This is a genomic window from Pseudomonas lalucatii (assembly GCF_018398425.1).
GTDB classification, from domain to species: Bacteria; Pseudomonadota; Gammaproteobacteria; order Pseudomonadales; family Pseudomonadaceae; genus Aquipseudomonas; species Aquipseudomonas lalucatii.
The window spans coordinates 326069-345401 of record NZ_JADPMV010000001.1 but is presented as its reverse complement, the minus strand read 5'-3'; the positions used below and the strand labels follow the sequence as shown (position 1 = coordinate 345401).

Annotated in this window: 11 protein-coding genes; all 11 read right to left on the bottom strand. The window is 69.5% G+C overall.

What is annotated here, in order from left to right; all coding sequences use genetic code 11:
* Positions 1–7: 7 nt before the first annotated feature.
* A complete protein-coding gene (locus I0D00_RS01535) occupies positions 8–616 on the bottom strand; it encodes a chemotaxis protein CheW (protein WP_213638004.1) in 609 nt (202 codons plus the stop codon).
* Positions 616–2130: a CheR family methyltransferase gene (locus I0D00_RS01530; protein WP_213638003.1), complete on the bottom strand. Its 1515-nt coding sequence runs from the start codon at positions 2128–2130 to the stop codon at positions 616–618. Before I0D00_RS01530 ends, I0D00_RS01535 begins: the two co-directional genes overlap by 1 nt.
* Positions 2117–2596: a chemotaxis protein CheW gene (locus I0D00_RS01525; RefSeq protein WP_213638002.1), complete on the bottom strand. Its 480-nt coding sequence runs from the start codon at positions 2594–2596 to the stop codon at positions 2117–2119. The genes I0D00_RS01530 and I0D00_RS01525 overlap by 14 nt, the downstream gene beginning before the upstream one ends.
* 97 nt (positions 2597–2693) lie before the next feature.
* Entirely contained in the window at positions 2694–4175 is a 1482-nt protein-coding gene (locus I0D00_RS01520) for an efflux transporter outer membrane subunit (protein WP_420850754.1), read from the bottom strand.
* Between the two features lie 8 nt (positions 4176–4183).
* Positions 4184–7288, bottom strand: coding sequence for an efflux RND transporter permease subunit (locus I0D00_RS01515; RefSeq protein WP_213638000.1), 3105 nt, complete (start codon positions 7286–7288; stop codon positions 4184–4186).
* Positions 7289–10381, bottom strand: coding sequence for an MdtB/MuxB family multidrug efflux RND transporter permease subunit (locus I0D00_RS01510; RefSeq protein WP_213637999.1), 3093 nt, complete (start codon positions 10379–10381; stop codon positions 7289–7291).
* Positions 10378–11604, bottom strand: a complete 1227-nt coding sequence (locus I0D00_RS01505; RefSeq protein ID WP_213637998.1) for an MdtA/MuxA family multidrug efflux RND transporter periplasmic adaptor subunit — start codon at positions 11602–11604, stop codon at positions 10378–10380. Before I0D00_RS01505 ends, I0D00_RS01510 begins: the two co-directional genes overlap by 4 nt.
* 235 nt (positions 11605–11839) lie before the next feature.
* Complete coding sequence (gene tpx, locus I0D00_RS01500; protein WP_213637997.1) at positions 11840–12340, bottom strand: thiol peroxidase; 501 nt, start codon at positions 12338–12340, stop codon at positions 11840–11842.
* A 77-nt stretch (positions 12341–12417) separates the two neighbouring features.
* Positions 12418–13791: an alanine/glycine:cation symporter family protein gene (locus I0D00_RS01495; protein ID WP_213637996.1), complete on the bottom strand. Its 1374-nt coding sequence runs from the start codon at positions 13789–13791 to the stop codon at positions 12418–12420.
* Between the two features lie 134 nt (positions 13792–13925).
* Positions 13926–17594 carry a translocation/assembly module TamB domain-containing protein gene (locus I0D00_RS01490; protein WP_213637995.1) on the bottom strand — a complete coding sequence of 1223 codons (3669 nt, stop codon included), beginning with the start codon at positions 17592–17594 and terminating at the stop codon, positions 13926–13928.
* Positions 17591–19318, bottom strand: coding sequence for an autotransporter assembly complex protein TamA (locus I0D00_RS01485; protein WP_213637994.1), 1728 nt, complete (start codon positions 19316–19318; stop codon positions 17591–17593). The genes I0D00_RS01490 and I0D00_RS01485 overlap by 4 nt, the downstream gene beginning before the upstream one ends.
* Positions 19319–19333: the final 15 nt, after the last annotated feature.

Genomic DNA, 19333 nt, shown 5'->3' with positions numbered 1-19333 from the left:
GATCCCCCTACTCCTCATCCATCACCCGCAGACTCGGGTCATTCAGCATCCGCGCGCCATCCAGCACCGTGCGTTGCTCCGTGGTGACCCCGAGCAGGTAGCTGGCGCGAACGCCGCCGAGATTGGCCAGTTTTTCCTGGACCGCATCGCGGCGTATCCGCGCCATTCCCTGGACCCGGTCGAGCAGCAGGCCGAACTCCATCTCGGTACTGCGCAGGATGGCCACGAAGTTTTTGTCGGAAAGACCGCCGAGCGGCAGATCGAACAACACGCGCAGGTCGAGCAGCGACACGATATGCCCACGCACACTGACGATGCCCAGCACGTGAGGCGGCGTGCCGGGCAAGGGGGTGTACTGAGCCAACGGCAGCACCTCGGCCACGTGCTCGCTGCCGATCGCATACAGCTCGCCGCTGAGGCTGAACATCAGCACCTCCAGCCAGTCTTCGGCCCGTTCCTCTTCCTCCTGCCGGGCCCATTGCCGGCTGCGCGCCAACACTCGGGCATCGCGCTCATCGGCATCGATCCCGAAGCCTTCCGCCAGACGCCGCTCGAATTGCGCCAGGCGCTGGCGAATCTGCGTCCAACCTTGATCTTCCTTCAGAGGCTCGGACATTAACGCCCTCCCTGTTGCAGTTGATCGCACAGGCGCAGCAACTGCGCACAATCAATACCGTCGCCATGGGGCACCAGCGCGTCCCCGTCCTGATCCAGAAGCAATTGCCGGCACACCCGCAAGGTCTTGTCGCTGGCACGCCCCTGGCCTTCGGCGCGGAGCAGGCGGGCGCGCAGGAAGTAGCCGAGGATGAACCCCGGATCCAGGTACAACGCCCGCTGCAGCGCCAGCAGGGCGGCGCGGTTGTCGCCCTCCTGCTGGGCCAGCAGGGCCTGCAGCCAATAGGCGGCGGGGGCTGCGCCATCCAGTTGCAGCGCCCGCCGCAGCCACTCCCTGGCCTGCTCGAGGCGCTGCTGGTCAGCCCAGCTGCGCGCCATGGCCAGGCAGGCCCGATGCTGCTGTTCCCTGCCCAGGCCGGTACAGCCCAGGTAGCCAGAGAGTGCTTCACGGGCCTGCCCATGCGCCCCCCGGGCCCTGGCCTGAGCGAACTGGCGCCAGTAATGCTCAGGCAGCCCCGACTCGTGCGCGGCGGCATCCCGCGCTGGAGGCTCGGCTGCCGGCGCCGGGGTTGGCACTCGCCACCACTCGACGGGACGCGGCAGCGGTGCGGGTTGCGGCGGCAGACATACCGGCGCAGGTGGCGCGGCCGGTCCCAGACCGACCGCGCCAGCGGCCAACAAAGCGTAGTTGCAACCCGCCCAACGGCCGCTGAGTCCGGCCTGGGTGGCCAGGCCAGCCTCGACGGCGCTCAGCAGCAGGGCGCCATCCGCACTCAGGCTGGCGAGCAGCCGGCGCAGGGCGGCGAGCGCTCGATCCGGGGAGAGGTACATCAGCACGTTGCGGCAGAGGATCAGATCGGCCTCGGCCAGCGCCGGGGGCAGGCGGCTGTCGGCGAGGTTGTACTGGACGAAGCGGATGCGCCCGCGCCAGGCCGGGCGAACCCGCCACTGGCGGCCCTCGGCCTGAAAGTGACGGTCGCGGAAATGCGCCTCGCTGCTGCGAAAGGCGTTGCGGCCGTATACGCCCTGTTCCGCCCTGGCGAGAAAGCCTGCGTTGATGTCGCTGGCGACCAGCTCCACCGACCAGTCCGCACCCTCGCCCGCCAGCAACTCATCGATCAGAAACAACAGGCCATAGGCCTCCTCGCCGGTGCAGCAACCGGCGCTCCACAGGCGCAGGTGGCGCCGCCCCGCGGCCCGACGGCGAGCCAGCAGCGCGGGCAGATGCTCGCTGGCGAGCCAGTCGAAGGCTTCGGCATCACGGCGGAAATAGGTTTCGCCGACGGTAAAGGCTGAGATCAGGCTCTGTACCTTGGCGGCGTCCCACTCGGCGAATGCCAGGTCCTGCAGCCAGCCGTCGAAATCATCGACCTCATGCTCCCTGGCGAGCAGTTGCAGGCGACGCAGCAGGTCGACTCGGCGGGTGCCGGAAAAGTCCATGCCCAGGTGCTGGAGCAGCTTGTGACTCAGGGTGGCGAGCAGGCGCGGTGAACAATGCGCTTCAGTGCGCGTCATCGAGACCTCCTGCCCTGGCGGTCAACAACGCGTCGAGCCGGCCCTCATCCTCGTCGCTGAGCAGTTGTTCGACGTCCTGGATCAGTAACAAGCCGTCGCCGCTGCGCACCACCCCGCGCAGCAAGGTGGAGGGCACCCGTGGATCGGGCGCCGCGGTGAAATCCTCGGCGGCGTAGATGCTTGCCGTTTCCACCCGCGCGACCGGCAGCAGCAGCTCGCGCGTGCTGCTGGTCAGCCAGATGAAGGGTTGCCACAGGCTGGGCGCAGTGGCGACCCAGCCGAAGCGCCGGGCCAGGTCCACCACGGGAAGCAGCTGGCCGCGAATATTGGCCAGACCAAGAATGCTCGGGGGGGCTCCAGGCAGGGGGGTGACCCGCAACGCCGGCAGAACCCTGACCACCTGTTCGAGGGCAATGGCCAGGCGTTGATCCGACAAGCCGAACGGCAATACCAACTGTCTGTCCATAGATGCATCCCTGCCGGCACACGCTATTTCTCTCCTAGTACCCTAGCTCAGGGATAGACGACGTCCAGTCGCCTGGAACAGGAATGATGGCAATTCGCTATCTTCCTTCCATGCCATCGGCGCCGGGGGCGCCACCGCCCTCGGCTGGCGCCTGCCAGCCACCACCCAGGGCGGCGATCAGCTGCACGCTGGCGCTCAGCCGACTGCCCAGCAGGGTCAGGCTGGCGCGCTCGTTGTTCAACGCGGTGGCCTGCACGTTGACCACGCTGTTGAAGTCCAGGGTGCCGGCGCGGTACTGGTTGTCGATCAGGCGCAGCGACTCGCGGGCGGCGTCCAGCGCCTGCTGCTGCACCGCACTCTCCTGCTCCAGCACGCGCAGCAGCACCAGCTGGTCCTCCACCTCGCGGAAGCTGTCCAATACGGCCTGGCGGTACTGCGCCACGGTCTGCTCGTAGACCGCCTCGCTGCGCTCCAGCTCGGCGCGGCGGGCGCCGCCGTCGAACAGGCTCAGGGCCAGTTGCGGGCCGAGCGACCAGAAGCGGTTGGGCACCTCGAGCCAGTCGGCGAAGCTGCTGCCGCGGTAGCCGCCACTGGCCGAGATCGTCAAATCGGGGAACCAGGCGGCCTCGGCCACGCCGATCTGCGCGTTGGCGGCCATCACCCGCCGTTCGGCGGCGGCCACGTCGGGGCGCCGTTCGAGCAGCTGCGAAGGCAGCGCCACGGGAATCTGCGGCAGCCCCGGCACGTCCTCGCGCGCGGCGATGGACAGCTCGGCCGGGCTGGCGCCGACCAGCACGGCGATGGCGTGCTCCAGCTGGGCGCGCTGCCAGTCGAGGTCGATGGCCTGGGCCTGGGTGCTCCTGAGCTGGGTGGTGGCCTGGGTCACGTCCGACCTGGGCACGATGCCGGCGTTGTACTGGTTCTCGGTCAGGCGCAGCGAGCGCGCGTAGGCGGCCACCGTGGCCTCGAGCAGGCGCTTCTGCTCGTCCAGCACGCGCAGCTGCAGGTAGTTCTGTACCAGCTCGCTCTGCAGGCTCAGGCGTGCGGCGGCCAGGTCGGCGGCGCTGGCATCGAACTCCGCGCGGCTGGACTCCAGGCCGCGGCGCAGCTTGCCCCAGATATCCAGCTCCCAGGCGGCATTGAGGCCCAGCTGGTAGCTCTTGGAGGTGTTCGAGGCGTTCGCGCCACTGATGCTCAGCCCATCGCCGGTGCCGATGGTGCTGTCGCCGCCGCCCTGGCCGGCGCGGGTCACCCCGGCGCTGGCGGACAGGGTCGGATAGAAGCTGGCGCGCGCGCCGCGCACCAGCGCGCGCGCCTGGCGGTACTGGGCCTCGGCGGCGGCCAGGTTCTGGTTGGACAGCTGCAGGCGCTCGACCAGGGCGTTGAGTTCGGCGTCGCCGTACAGCGTCCACCAGGCGCCGCGCTCCAGGGCGTCGCCGGGGCTGGCGGCCTTCCAGCCTTCGATCTGCTTGAACTGCGCCGGCGCCGGCAATTCCGGGCGCTGGTAGTCCGGGCCGAGCATGCAGCCGCCCAGCAGCAGGCTCAGGGCGATCAGGCTCAGGGGGCGTTTGACGGGCATGGCAAGGCTCATAGCGGGGTTTCCAACGAAGCATCGGTGCGCACGCCGCGCCGGCGGTTGACCCGATGGCGCAGGCGGTCGAAGTAGAGGTAGATCACCGGCGTGGTGTAGAGGGTCAGCAGCTGGCTCAGCAGCAGGCCGCCGACGATGGTGATGCCCAGTGGCTGGCGCATCTCCGCGCCCTCGGCGCCGCCCAGCACCAGCGGCAGCGCGCCGAGAATGGCGGCCAGGGTGGTCATCAGGATCGGCCGGAAGCGCAGCAGGCAGGCACGGCGGATCGACTCCTGCGGGCTGAGGCGCTCGCCACGCTCCAGCTGCAGGGCCAGGTCGACCATGAGAATGGCGTTCTTCTTGACGATGCCGATCAGCAGGAACAGCCCCAGCAATGAGATCAGGCTGAACGCCATGCCCACCAGTTGCAGCGCGAGCAAGGCGCCGACCCCGGCCGAGGGCAAGGTGGAGAGAATGGTCAGCGGGTGGATGTAGCTCTCGTAGAGCACGCCGAGCACGAGGTACACCACCACCAGGGCCAGCAGGATCATCAGTGGCTGGTTGTCCTGGGTCTGCTGGAACGCCGCGCCGGTGCCGCCCATCATGCCTTGCACCTCGCTGGGCAGGCCGACCCGCGCCACCGCCGCTTCGATGGCGCGGCTGGCCTGATCCAGGCTCACCCCCTCGGCCAGGGCGAAGCCGATGTTCTCCACGGCGAACTGGCCCTGGTGGCTGACCCGGTCGTTCTCCAGGCTGCGCTCCCAGCGGGCGAAGGTCGACAGCGGCACGCGCGCGCCGTCGGCGCCGATCAGCTGGATCTGGTCCAGCGCCTCGGGATGCTGGGCATAGCGCGGGTCGATCTCCATCACCACGCTGTACTGGTTGAGCGCCTGGTAGATGGTCGACACCTGGCGCTGGCTGAAGGCGTTGTTGAGTACCGCGGTGATCATGCTCATCTCCACGCCCAGGCTCTGCGCCGCCTCGCGATCGACCAGCAGGCGGATCTGCTGGGCGCCCTCGTTCTCCTTGGCGTCGATGTCGGTCAGCTCCGGCAGCACGCGCAGCGCCTCGCGTACCTTGGGCAGCCATTGGCGCAACGCGTCGAGATCGTCGGACAGCAGCATGTACTCGGTTTCCGAGCTGCGCCCCTCGCGCCCGCCGATGTGCAGGTCCTGGTCCGCCATCAGGAACATGCGCCCGCCCGGCACCTTCGGCAGACCGGCACGCAGGCGGTCGATCACCTGTTGCGAGGACACCCCGCGCTCGCCGACCGGCTTCAGCCGCACGATCATGAAGGCGTTGTTGATCCCGCCGCTGCCGCCGATGAAGCCGGCCACGCTGTCCACCGCCGGGTCGGCCAGCACCGCCTTGCGGAAGATCTCCAGCTTCGGTTGCATGACCTGGAACGACAGGCCGTCGTCGCCGCGGATGAAACCGATCAGCTGGCCGGTGTCCTGCTGCGGCATGAAGGTCTTGGGCACGCTGACGAACAGGTAGAGGTTCAGGGCGATGGTCGCCAGCAGGCTCAGCAGCATCAGCAGCGAATGGCGCAGCGCCCAGTCCAGGCTGCGCCCGTAGAACGCCAGCAGGCGCCCCTGCAGGCGTTCGCCCCAGTGCTGCAGGCGGTTCTGCGGCTGTTCGTCCTCGGCCTTGAGCCAGCGCGCGCAGAGCATCGGCGTCAGGCTCAGCGACACCAGCAGGGAGATGACGATGGCCACCGCCAGGGTGATGGAGAACTCGCGGAACAGCCGCTCGACTATGCCGCCCATGAACAGGATGGAGACGAACACCGCGACCAGCGACAGGTTCATCGACAGCAGGGTGAAGCCCACCTCGCGCGCGCCCTTGAAGGCGGCGTCCATGGGCTTCTCGCCGTCGTGGATATGCCGGGCGATGTTCTCCAGTACGACGATGGCGTCGTCCACCACCAGGCCGGTGGCGATGATCAGCGCCATCAGCGACAGGTTGTTCAACGAGAAGCCCAGCAGGTACATGGCGGCGAAGCTGCCGATCAGCGACACCGGTACCGCCAGCGCCGGGATCAGCGCGGCGCGCCAGCGGCCGAGGAAGGCCAGCACCACCAGGATCACCAGGGCCACCGCGATCAGCAGGGTCTGCTGGGCTTCGTGCAGGGTGGCGCGGATCACCGGCGAGCGATCCATGGCCACTTCCAGCTCGACACTGGCCGGGATCACCTCGCGCAGCGCCGGCAGCTCGGCGCGGATGTCGCCGATGGTCTGCAGGATGTTCGCCCCGCTCTGCCGGTTGATCACCAGCAGCACCGCCTGCCGGTCGTTGTAGAAGCCGCTGTTGTAGCGATCCTCGACGCCGTCGCTGACCGTGGCCACGTCGCCCAGGCGCACGGCGGCACCATCCTGGTAGCGGATGATCATCGGCAGGTAGTCGGCGGCCTTGGCCAACTGGTCGCTGGCCTGCACCTGCCAATGGCGCTGCGCGTCCTCCACCGCCCCCTTGGGGCGCAGCGCGTTGCTCGCGGCGATGGTCTGACGCACCTCGTCGAGGGCGATGCCGTAGTGATCGAGCAGGCGCGGCTCCAGCGCCACGCGCACCGCCGGCAGCGAACTGCCGCCGACCTGCACCTCGCCAACGCCGCCGACCTGGGCCAGTTTCTGCGCCAGGATGGTCGAGGCGACGTCGTACAGCTGGCCCTTGTTCAGCGTCGCGCTGGTCAGCGAGATGACCATGATCGGCGCCTGCGAAGGATTGACCTTGCGGTAGCTGGGCATGCTGCGCATGCCGCTGGGCAACAGGTCGCGCGCCGCGTTGATGGCCGCCTGCACCTCGCGCGCGGCGGTATTGATGTCCTTGTCCAGGTCGAACTGGAGCATGAGCCGCGTGCTGCCCTGGCTGCTGTTGCTGTTCATCTGGCTGACCCCGGCGATTGAGCCGAGCGAGCGCTCCAGCGGCGTGGCCACGGTGGCCGCCATGATCTGCGGGCTGGCGCCGGGCAGGCTGGCCTGCACGGTGATGGTGGGAAAGTCCATCTGCGGCAGCGGCGCCACCGGCAGCAGGCCGAAGCTGACGCCGCCGAGCAGCATGATCGCCAGGCTCAGCAGCAGCGTGGCCACCGGACGGCGGATAAAGGGCGCGGAGAGGTTCATCTAGATCGCCACGCCCGCCGCGCTGCGACCGGCGAAGCGCCGCGACAGGCGATCGAAAGCCAGGTAGATCACCGGCGTGGTGAACAACGTCAGCACCTGGCTGACCAGCAGCCCGCCGACCATCACCAGCCCCAGCGGCTGGCGCAGTTCGGCGCCGGAGCCTGTAGCCAGCATCAGCGGGATGGCGCCGAACAGCGCCGCCAGGGTGGTCATCAGGATCGGCCGGAAACGCAGCAGCGCCGCCTGGTAGATCGCCGCCTCGGGGGCCATGCCCTGCTGGCGTTCGGCCTCCAGGGCGAAGTCGATCATCATGATCGCGTTCTTCTTGACGATACCGATCAGCAGGATGATGCCGATGATGGCGATCAGGCCCAGGTCGTTGCCGGTCAGCAGCAGCGCCAGCAAGGCGCCGACCCCGGCCGAGGGCAGGGTGGAGAGGATGGTGATCGGGTGGATGTAGCTCTCGTAGAGCACGCCCAGCACGATGTACATGGTGACGATGGCCGCCAGGATCAACAGCAGGGTGGAGGCCAGCGAAGCGCGGAAGGCCTCGGCGGCGCCCTGGAACTGGGTCTGGATCGATGCAGGCAGGCCGATCTCCTGCTCCACCCGCTCGATCACCGCCACCGCCTCGCCCAGCGAGGCCCCCGGTGCCAGGTTGAACGACAGGGTCACCGCCGGGAACTGGCCGATGTGGTTGACCAGCAGGCTGGCCGGACGCTCCTCGATGCGCGCCAGCGACGCCAGCGGCACCGGCTGGCCATCACCGCTGGCCACGTGAATCTGGCGCAGCGCCGCCGGGCCGATGCGGCCGCCGTCGCGGCTCTCCAGCACCACGCGGTACTGGCTGGCCTGGGTGTAGATGGTGCTGATCTGGCGCTGACCGAAGGCGTCGTACAGCGCGTCGTCGATGTCGCCGACGCTGACACCTAAGCGCGCGGCGGCGTCGCGGTCGATGTCGAGAAACACCTGCAGGCCGCGGTTCTGCAGGTCGCTGGCCACGTCGGTGAGTTCCGGCTGCTGGCGCAGCGCCGCGACCAGGCGTGGCGTCCACGCCTCCAGCAGCGCGCCGTCCGGCGACTCCAGGCTGAACTGGAACTGGGTGCGGCTGATGCGGTCCTCGATGGTCAGGTCCTGCACCGGCTGCAGGTACAGCTCGATGCCGGGAATGCGCGCCAGCTCGGGGCGCAGCCGTTCGATCACTTCGCTGGCGGTCAGGTCGCGCTCGGCATGGGGCTTGAGGTTGATCAGCAGGCGACCGCTGTTCAGCGTCGGGTTGTCGCCGTCCACGCCGATCGACGAGGACAGGCTGGCCACCGCCGGATCGCGCAGGATCACCTCGGCCAGGCGCTGCTGGCGCTCGCTCATGGCGGCGAAGGAGATCGACTGCGGCGCCTCGGAGATGCCCTGGATCAGCCCGGTATCCTGCACCGGGAAGAAGCCCTTGGGCACCGCCAGGTAGAGCACAACGGTCAGCCCCAGGGTGGCCACCGCCACCAGCAGGGTCAGCGGCTGATGCCTGAGCACCCACTGCAACCACAGGCCATAGCGCTCGATCATGCGCTCGATGATGGCGCCGGCGGCATTGTAGAAACGTCCCTGCTGCTGCGGCTTCTCCGCCTTGAGCAGGCGCGCGCACATCATCGGCGTCAGGCTCAGCGACACCACCAGGGAAATCAGGATGGCCACCGCCAGGGTGATGGCGAACTCGCGGAACAGCCGGCCGACCACATCGGCCATGAACAGCAGCGGGATCAGCACGGCGATCAGCGACAGGGTCAGCGAGACCAGGGTGAAGCCGATCTGCCGCGCGCCCTTGAGTGCGGCCTCGAGCGGCGTCTCGCCCTCCTCCAGGTGGCGGGCGATGTTCTCCAGCATGACGATGGCGTCGTCGACCACGAAGCCGGTGGCGATGGTCAGCGCCATCAGCGTCAGGTTGTTGATGGTGAAGCCGGCCAGGTACATCACGCCGAAGGTGCCGATCAGCGACAGCGGCACGACGATGGACGGAATCAGCGTGGCCGACAGCTTGCGCAGGAACAGGAAGGTCACCAGCACCACCAGGGCGATGGCCAGCAGCAGCTCGTGCTGCACGTCCGTCACCGCGGCGCGTATGGTCTGGGTGCGATCGGTGAGTACCCTGACCTCGACGCTGGCCGGCAAGCCTTCGGTCAGGTGCGGCAGCAGCGCCTGGATGCGCTCGACCACCTCGATGACGTTGGCCCCGGGCTGGCGCTGCACGTTGACCAGCACCGCCTGGTTGCGGTCGGCCCAGGCGGCCAGGCGCTCGTTCTCGGCGCCGTCGACGATCTGCGCCACGTCCTTCAGGCGCAGCGCCGCGCCGTCCTGGTAAGTCAGGATCAGCTGGCGGTATTCCTCCACCGACTTGAGCTGGTCGTTGGCATCCAGTTGCGCGACCCGGGTCGGGCCGTCGAAGTTGCCCTTGGGCTGGTTGACGTTGCTGGCGCTGATCAGGCTGCGCACGTCGGCCAGGCTCAGGCCGTAGGCCGCCAGCGCCTCGGGGTTGACCCGAATGCGCACGGCCGGGCGCTGGCCGCCGGCCAGGGTGACCAGGCCGACGCCGCCGGTCTGCGCCAGTTTCTGCGCCAGGCGGGTGTCCACCAGGTCGTTGACCTGCGGCAGCGGCAGGCTCGCCGAGCTGACCGCCAGGGTCAGCACCGGGGTGTCGGCGGGGTTGACCTTGTTGTACACCGGTGGCGCCGGCAGGTCGCCCGGCAGCAGGTTGCTCGCCGCGTTGATCGCCGCCTGCACCTCCTGCTCGGCCACCGCCAGCGCCACCTCCAGATTGAAGCGCAGGGTGATCACCGAGGCGCCGCCGGAGCTGGTCGAGGACATCTGCTTGAGGCCGGCCATCTGGCCGAACTGACGCTCCAGCGGCGCGGTCACCGCGCTGGTCATCACGTCAGGGCTGGCGCCGGGATACAGGGTCAGCACACGGATGGTCGGGTAATCCACCTCCGGCAGCGCCGACACCGGCAACAGGCGGTAGGCGATCAGGCCGCTGAGGAAGATCGCCACCATCAGCAGCGTGGTGGCGACCGGCCGCAGGATGAAGGGGCGGGAGACGTTCATGCGTCGTTCCGCGCCTGGCGGGCCGCCGGTTGGCGCTGGGCGCCCTCCGGGCTCTGCACCACGGCCGGGTCGATCACTTCCACCACGCTGCCGTCGCGCAGGCGGTCGGTGCCCTCCAGCACCAGGCGCTCGCCGGGTTGCACGCCCTCGTCCACCAGGCTGCGCTCGGCGTCGCTGACGGCGATGGTGACAGGACGGATACTGACCTTGCTCTGCGCGTCGACCACATAGACGAAGGTCCCCTGGGAGCCGAACTGCACCGCGGCCGAGGGGACGATGGTGGCCTCCTGGCGGGTCTCCACGCGCAGGCGCACGTTGACGAATTGGTTGGGGAACAGCATCTGCTCGGCATTGGCGAAGCGCGCCTTGAGCTTGATCGTGCCGGTAGCGGTGTCGATCTGGTTGTCCAGGCTTTCCAGCACGCCCTCGGCCAATTTCAGCCGCTCGCCACGGTCCCAGGCCTCCACCGCCAGGGTCGTGCCAGTGCGAGTGCGCTGCAGCACCGCCGGCAGGTCGCCCTCGGGGAGGGTAAAGGTCACCGCGATCGGCAGGGTCTGGGTGATCACCACCAGCGGCGTGGTGTCCCCGGCGCTGACCAGATTGCCGACGTCCAGCTGGCGCAGGCCGAGACGCCCGGAAATCGGCGCGCGGATCTGGGTGAAGTCGAGGTTGAGCCTGGCGCTGGCGACGTCCGCCCGATCGCTCAGCAGGCCGCCGCGATACTGGTTGACCAGCGCCTGCTGGGTGTCCAGGGTCTGCCTGGCGATGCTGTCCTCGGCGTACAGCCCCTGGTAGCGGGCCAGGTCCAGCTCGGCGTTCTTCAGCTGCGCCTGGTTCTCCTGCAGGGCCCCCTGGGCCTGTTGCAGCGCCGCCTGGTAGGGACGCGGGTCGATCACCGCCAGCAGGTCGCCGGCCGCCACCTGCTGGCCCTCCTCGAACAGCACCTTGACCAGTTCGCCGTCCACCCGCGAACGCACGTCGACCCTGTTGTAGGCGGTGACCGTGCCGAGGGCCTTGAGCTCGACGGCGAAGTCGGCACGCTGCACCTCGGCCACCCGCACCGGCACCGGGCCCATGTCGCCGAAACGACCACGCCCCATCTGCTGCGGCTGCGCCTTGCCCGGCCAGAACCACCAGAGCAGCAGGAGCAGCACGGCGAGCAGGCTCAGGCCGATCAGCCACTGGCGGGAGGTTTTGGCAGGAGTCGCGGCGGTATCGAACATGGCGAGGACGGATCACTTCTTGAGGGAGCCGGAACGATAAGCACTGGCAACCGCGAAGCAAAGCCCATTTACCCGCTTTTACCCTCCCCTTACGTTTCTAACTGTTTGTGGCCTGCCATCCCTGGGGGCCACCCTTCGGGCCGTCGCAGGCGACGTAAAGTAATCGCTCCAGGCGTATTTTCGAGGCACGAACGAAAACGGCCTGCAGAGCAGGCCGTTGTCCAATCCCGGAACGTTACTTGAGCGCCGCCAGGGCCGCCGCGTAGTTCGGCTCGTCGGCGATCTCGGCCACCAGTTCGCTGTGCAGCACCTTGTCCTGCTCGTCCAGCACCACCACCGCACGGGCGGCGACACCGACCAGCGGGCCACCGGCGATGGCCACGCCGTAGTCCTCGAGGAAGGAGGCGCCACGCATCGTCGACAGGTTGACGACGTTCTCCAGGCCTTCGGCGCCGCAGAAGCGCGCCTGGGCGAACGGCAGGTCGGCGGAGATGCACAGCACCACGGTGTTGGCCAGTTGCGCGGCCTCGGCGTTGAACTTGCGCACCGAGGTGGCGCAGGTCGGGGTGTCGACGCTGGGGAAGATGTTCAGCACCTTGCGCTTGCCGGCCAGGCTGGCCAGGGTGACGTCGCTCAGGTCGTTGCCGACCAGGCTGAAGGCGGGCGCCTTCTGGCCGGCCTGCGGCAGTTGGCCAGCGACCGGGACCGGGTTGCCTTTGAGGGTGACTTGCGCCATGAGTTGATCCTTTTTCAGCAGAGTTGAGGACTTGACCTAATTAAGCGGGGAGCGGGAAGAGAAGCCTGACCCCTGGGTCAGACTCTGTTCCCCGGCCGCACGATACACCATTTTCTCGCGAAGTGATCCCTGGTCAGCTTGACCACTATCGGGCTGAGCAGCAGCAGCGACAGCAGGTTGGGCAGGGCCATCAAGCCGTTGAGAGTGTCGGCCAGCAGCCAGGCGAAGTCCAGTTGAGCCACCGCGCCGAAGGGCACGACCAGCACCCAGATGATGCGAAACGGCAGGATCGAGCGGGTACCGGCCAGGTACTCCCAGCACTTCTCGCCGTAATAGCTCCAGCCGAGGATGGTGGTGAAGGCGAAGACCACCAGGGCGATGCTGAGGATGGCGCCGCCGAAGCCGGGCATTCCGGCCTCGAAGGCCGCCGCCGAGAGCCCTGCGCCACTGGCGCCGCTGGTCCACATGCCCGAGCAGATGATCGCCAGGCCGGTCAGGGTGCAGATGATCAGGGTGTCGATGAAGGTGCCGAGCATGCCGATCATCCCCGAGCGCACCGCGCTGGTGGTGGTGCCGGCCGCCTGGGCGATGCCGGCGGTGCCCAGGCCCGCCTCGTTGGAGAAGATGCCGCGGGCCACGCCGAAGCGGATCGCCGCCATCACCGCGGCGCCGGCGAAGCCACCGGTGGCGGCCACCGGACTGAAGGCATGGGTGAAGATCAGCGCAAAGGCGCCGGGGATCGCCTCGGCGTGCACCACCAGCACGACGATGGCCGCGGCCACATAGGCGATGGCCATGGTCGGCACCAGGGAGGCGGCGACCAGGCCGATGCGCCTGATGCCGCCGAGGATCACCAGGCCGACGAAGACCATGGCGACCACGCCCGTGACCCAGGCCGGCACGCCGAAGGTGTCGGTCAGGGCGTGGGCCATGCTGTTGACCTGGACCATGTTGCCGATGCCGAAGCCGGCCAGGCCGCCGAAGATGGCGAAGGCCGTGCCCAGCCACACCCACTTGGGCCCCAGGCCGTTCTTGATCGCGTACATGGGGCCGCCGACGTGTTCCTTGCGCTCGTCGGTCTCGCGGTAATGCACCGCCAGCACCACCTCGCAGTACTTGGTGGCCATGCCGACCAGGGCGGTGCACCACATCCAGAACAGCGCGCCGGGGCCGCCGAGGAAGATCGCCGTGGCCACGCCGGCGATGTTACCGGTGCCGACGGTGGCGGCCAGGCAGGTCATCAGCGCCTGGAACGGGCTGATCTCGCCGCTGGCCTCGTCGCCCTTCTTGCGCCCCTGCCACAGCAGCTTGAAGCCGGCGCCTATCTTGGCCAGGGGCATGAACTTCAGGCGCAGCATGAGGAACAGGCCGGTGCCGAGGATCGCCACCAGCATGGGTGGACCCCAGACCAGACCGTTGATTTGATTGACCAGGGTGGTGATGAACTCCATGGCAGTCTCCTTCAACTGGTTGCGCGCGCCGCCCGCCGGCCGCGAACATCGACCCGCACGCGGGCGTGCTAGATCACTTTAGTTCAGCGAAGGCGATGCAGCCTCAGGGCGACGTGCCGTTGGCCAGGCCGAGACTAGAAGTCGCGGCGGTAGAACAGGTCCAGGGAGCTGGCCAGACCGCTGGCGGCCTCCAGATACAGGCGCTTGCTCAGCTGGTAGCGCAGCGCCAGGGTATTGGCCGGCTCGAACACCCCGACGCCGTAGCGCAGGCTCAGGCGCTCGGACAGATTGCCGCTGGCCACCACGCTGGTGGTCACCCCGCTGCCCTCGCTGTCCAACTGGAAGTCCTCGATGCCCAGGCGCTGGGCCAGCCCGCCGGTCAGCGAGGCGCTGCTGGCCAGGCCCATGGCCAGGGCCGCCTGGGCCAGCAGGTTGCTGTCGCCACTGCCCTGCCCCTGTGGCCGGCCGAGCACCAGGTAGGACAGCGCCTGTTCCTGGCTCATCGCCGGCTCGGAGAACACCTCGCTCCTGGGCTGATCGGCGCGGCCGCTCAGGCGCAGGCCGGCGATCACCTGGTCGACCCGACGAATCGCCTCGATGTCGAGGAACGGCTGGTCGATGGGGCCGGCGAACAGCAGGCGTGCGCGGCGGATGGTCAGGCGTTGGCCGTAGGCGCGGAAGCGCCCGTTGTTGAGGTTCAGCTCGCCGCGGGTGTCCAGATCGTCGCCGACGTGCACGCGCCCCGCCAGGTCGGCCCTGAGGCCGAAGCCGGAGAAGCTCAGGCGCTCCTGGCCGACCTCCACGTCGATATCCATGGCGATGGCCGGCAGCCGGTCCGGCGGGCTGTCCTGACCGACTATCACGGCGTCATCAGAGAGCTGCACGGTGGACGGCGGCAGCTCGCGGATGTGGATCTTGCCCCGCGGGATCGCCACCCTGCCGGCCAGGGTGAGCCGCTCTTCGGCCAGGCTGAGCCGCAGATCCGGCTCAACCTCCAGCTCCGCATAGGGCTCGACGCTGACCGGCAGGCGGCTGCCGCGCACGCGCAACTCCCCTTGCAGGCCGGCGCCCCAGGCCAGCTCGCCGCTGAGTTCGCCGCGCCCCTGCGCGCCGCTGTGCCAGCCGCCCTGTAGCTGCAGACGCTCGCCGGCAATCTGCGCCTGCAGTTGCAGGTCGCGGAAATTGCTCGGCAACTCGCCGCCGCTGATCACCCCGTCGTGCAGTCGCACATGGCCGTCGACCCGCGGCGCCAGCAACTCGCCGCCGAGGCTGCCGCTGCCCTCCAGGCGCCCGCCCAGATGCTCGACCCGCGGCACGAAGGGCCGGGCCAGGGCCAGGTCCAGTCCGCTCAGGCGGAAGCTGCCGGTCAGCGGCTTGTGCGCCGGACGCGGGTCGAGCGTGGCCTGCAGCGACAGCTCGCCGATCTTCGGGCCGCGCAGCATGAGGCGGGCATCGATCCCCTCGGCGCGCAGCTGGCTGTCCAGGCGCAGCTCGTCGTAGGCGAATGCCAGCCACTGCTCCTGTTCGCGGATGCGCCAGCTGCCGCGCCCGGCATCCACCGAGACCCGGCCGCGAGGCCCGCTGGCCGGCAGGTCCAGGGCGATCTCGGCGTCCAGCTGGCCCTGCCAGGCGACATCCTTGGGCAGCCAGGGACCCAGGCTGTCGAGGGGAAAATCGGCCAGGCGATAGCGAATCTGCGGCTCGGGCCATAGCCGTTGCGCCTCGCCGCACAGGCTGGCGGGGCCGGAACGCCAGCAATGGGCACCCAGTTCGAGGCGGCCGTCGGCCCGGCGCAGCAGGCTGGCCGGTTGCTGCAGACGCCAGTCCTGGCCGCCGCTGTGCACTTCGCCGCTGCGCAGCCGACCGCGCCAGGTGCCGCCGTTCAGCTCGCCGGCCACGGCCAGGGCGCTGCGCAGCAACGGCCCATCGAGCTGCACCTGCAGCTGCTGGCGCCGCGCATCGCCGCTGCCGGTCGCGCTCAGGCGGCCCAGCTCGCGCTCGTCCAGGGCGATGCCATCGGCTTGCAGCTCGATCCGCGCCTGCTGGGCAGCGTCCAGCCGGGCATCCAGTTCGAGGCGCTGCACGCGCCGCTCGGCGAAGGCCAGGCGCCGACCCTGGGCCTGCAGCCGGCCTTGCGGGGCCTGCAGGCTACCGGCCAGCTGCAGCTGGCCCTCCAGTTGTCCCTGCAGTTGTGGCCACAGCTGGCCCAGGCGCGGCAACGCCAGCTGCAACTGCCCGCTCAGGCGCTGCTGCCACTCGCCGCTGCCGTGCACCCGGTTATCCCCCAGACGCAGGTCGATCCGGTGCAGCGACCAGCGCCCTGCCGCCCCGCTCGCCGCGGCCTGCAGGCGTGCCGGCTGGCCGCGCAGACGGCCGTCGAGGGCGATGTCCGCCGCCAGACTCAGGCGCCCGTCCTGCAGCTCGCCGCGGCTGCTCAGGGGGCCGCCCAGGCGTCCCGGCATTTCGGCCAGCCAGTAGGCCGGATCGAGTTCGCTCAGTTGCAGTCGGCCGTCCCAGCTAAGGCTCTCGGCGAAGCCCAGGCTGAGCTGGCCGGCGGCCCGGCCCTGGCCGGCCTGCAGGAGCAGCTCCGGCAGGAACAGCTGCTGCAGGTCGCCGCTGAACGGGCTCTGCAGGCTGAAGGCGCCGGCCGGCCCCTGCAACTGCGCGTCGAAGTGACCGAGGTAATTGCCGTCCCGGTAGGCCAGTTCGCCCCCTAGCCGCTGCAGGCTCACCGGCGGTTCTTCGACCTCCGGCAGCAGGCGGCGCCAGGGGAAGTCCTGCCAGTCGAAGCGACTGTCGAGGCTCAGTGCCTGCTGCCAGTCGAGGCGGCCGCTGAGCCACAGGCGCCGCTCCGGCTCGGCCGCGAGGCTCAGTTCGGCCACCTCGGCACCCTGGGCATCCACCCGTCCCTGCAGCGCCAGGGTCAGCGCGCCGCCCTCCCCCGGCAGTTCGGCGCGGCCGGCGACCCGGTAACCGCTGGCCAGGTCGCCGCCGGCGCTGAGCTCGAGCTTGTCCAGGCGCAGGGTCGCCGGCAGCTCGGCGCTGGCCATGAAGCCGTCGGCGACCAGCCGGGCGCTCGCCGGCAGGTTCTCGGTCAGGGGTTGCACTTCCCCGCTCAGGTGCCCCTGCAGATAGCCACTGCTGTCGGCGCTCAGGCGCAGGCTGCCGAGCAGGTCGCCGTCCACCTCCAGGGCCAGGCGCCAGTCGCGTTGCTGCGGTGCCGGCAGGTGCAGCTGGCCGCTGGCGCGCAGCGGCCAGGCGCCCCTGGGCAGCAGATGCCCCTGCAGTTCGAGCTGCAGCCCACCGCGGCGCACCGCGAGATGGTCGATGCGCAGTCCCTCGGCCTGCCAGTGCGCGGCCAGCTGCAGGCCCTGCAGCTGTTCGTCGTCGTTGATCAGCAAGCTGCCGATGCGCAGCTCGCCCAGCTCCACGGCCAGGGGCAACTGCAGCTCCGGCAGGGCCAGAGGCTGCGACTCGGACGCGCTGCCAGGCGCCGTCAGCAGCTCGATCCGCTCGGCCTGCAGGCGCTCGACACACAGGCTCAGGCGCCACAGGCAGCGCGGCGACCAGTCCAGCAGCGGTGCCTGCACCACCAGGCGATCGCCGCCCTGCTGCCAGCGCAGGCGCTGGGCCTGCCAACTGCCGCCCAGGCGGCCCTCGAAGCCCTCGACCCGCAACCCTGGCACGCGCTCCAAGGCCCAGCGGCTGCCGCCGTTCGTGCCGAGCAGCAGCCACAGTGCCAGCACCACCAGGGCGATGACGGCGAGCAGGCCAAGGAGGCCGTGGCGCAGGCCGCGCCTCACAGCTCGGGCCCCATGGAAAAGTGCAGGCGCACGCCGCCCTGGTCATCCAGTGGATGGGCCAGGTCCAGGCGCAGCGGGCCGACTGGCGACACCCAACGCAGGCCGAGGCCCACCGCGCTCTTCAGGCTGGGGAGCTCCAGGGCGTTGAAGCTGTTGCCCTGGTCGATGAAGGTCGCCAGGCGCCAGCGCTCGGTCAGGCCGTACTGGTACTCGGCACTGGCGGCGAACAGGTAGCGGCCGCCGATCTTGTCGCCCTGGGCGTTTTCCGGCGCCAGGCTCTGGTAGTCGTAGCCGCGCACGCTCTGGTCGCCGCCGGCGAAGAAGCGCAGCGACGGCGGCACTGCCTTGAAGCCGCTGGACTCGGTGGCGCCCAGCTGCACCCGGCCGAGCAGGCGGTGGCGCTGGCCCAGGGTGGTCAGACCCTTGAGCAGCACGGTGGCGTGCAGCACGTCGGCGTCGGCGAGTAGCCCCTGCTTGGCCCCGGCCAGGTCGAACTGCAGGCGATAGCCGCGGTTGGGGTCCAGCTGATTGTCGCTGTGCAGGTAGGCGAAGCTGACGCCCGGCATCAACAGGGTGCTGAGCCCGCTGTCATCGCCCAGGCGGTACTCCTCGTGCTGCCACTTCAGCGAAAGTACCCGTTGCCAGCCACCGGCCAGGCGGCTGTGCCATTCCGGCCCCAGGGTCAGCAGGCGGCTGAGGCTGTCGGTATCGGCCAGTTCCTCGTACTGGTAACCGCCGGCATAGCGCAGCTTGTCGGTCAGCGGCGGGTCGAGCGGCACGTCGTACCACAGGCCGACGTTCTGCCGCGGCTGCGACAGCTCCATCTCCACCCCGTAGCTGTGCCCCTGGGGGTTGGCCCAGTGGCGTGTCCAGTTGGCCCGGCCGCGCACCCCGACGTCGGTGGAAACCCCCAGGCCCAGGCCCAGGCTGCGCGGCTTGCGCACCTGCAGCTGGACCTCGACCGGGATGGCCTCGGCCTCGGCCGTGGCCGGGTTGGCATCGACCCGGACCGACTCGAAGTAACCGCTGGAGCGCATCGCCTGGTACAGCTCGGCGATCAGTTCCGAGTCATAGGGACTGTCGGCTGCGAACGGCACCATGCGTCCCAGCAGCTCCTGATCGAACGGCGCATCGCCGCTGAAGCTCACCGCGCCCAGGCGGTAGCGCGGGCCGCTGGCGTAGACCAGCTCGACATCGGCCACCCCGGCATCCGGGTCGATGCGCAGGCGCTGGCGGCTGAAGCGTCCGGAGAAGAAGCCGTAGCGCGAGGCCTGGTTCTGGATGTGCCGCTTGGCGGCATCGTAGCGGCCATGGTTGAGCACCGCGCCGCTGCGCAGCTGGGCCTCGCGGGGCAGGCGGAAGGCCTCGAGGCGCTCGGCCGGGCCCTCGACCCGCAGGATGACCTCGCGCAGGCGCACCGGCTCGCCGGGATCGACGCCGATGATCAGCCGGTGCGGCTCTCCGGCGACCACTTCACTGGTGATGCGCGCCTGGTAGTAGCCCAGCGCCTGGGCCGCCTTGCGCGCCTGGGATTCGGCCACCCGGCGAAAACGCTGCAGGGACTCCGGGTCGCGCTCGCCGAGGCTGCCGATATGCCCCTCGATATTGCTCTTCAGGGCCTTGTTGGCCGGCTGCACCCGCACCTCCAGCCGCGCCTCGGCGAGGATGGATGCACTGAGCAGCAGAAGCGCGAGAGCCGCGCCGAGCCTGGTGAGGGTCGTCATGGACGCGATGCTAAC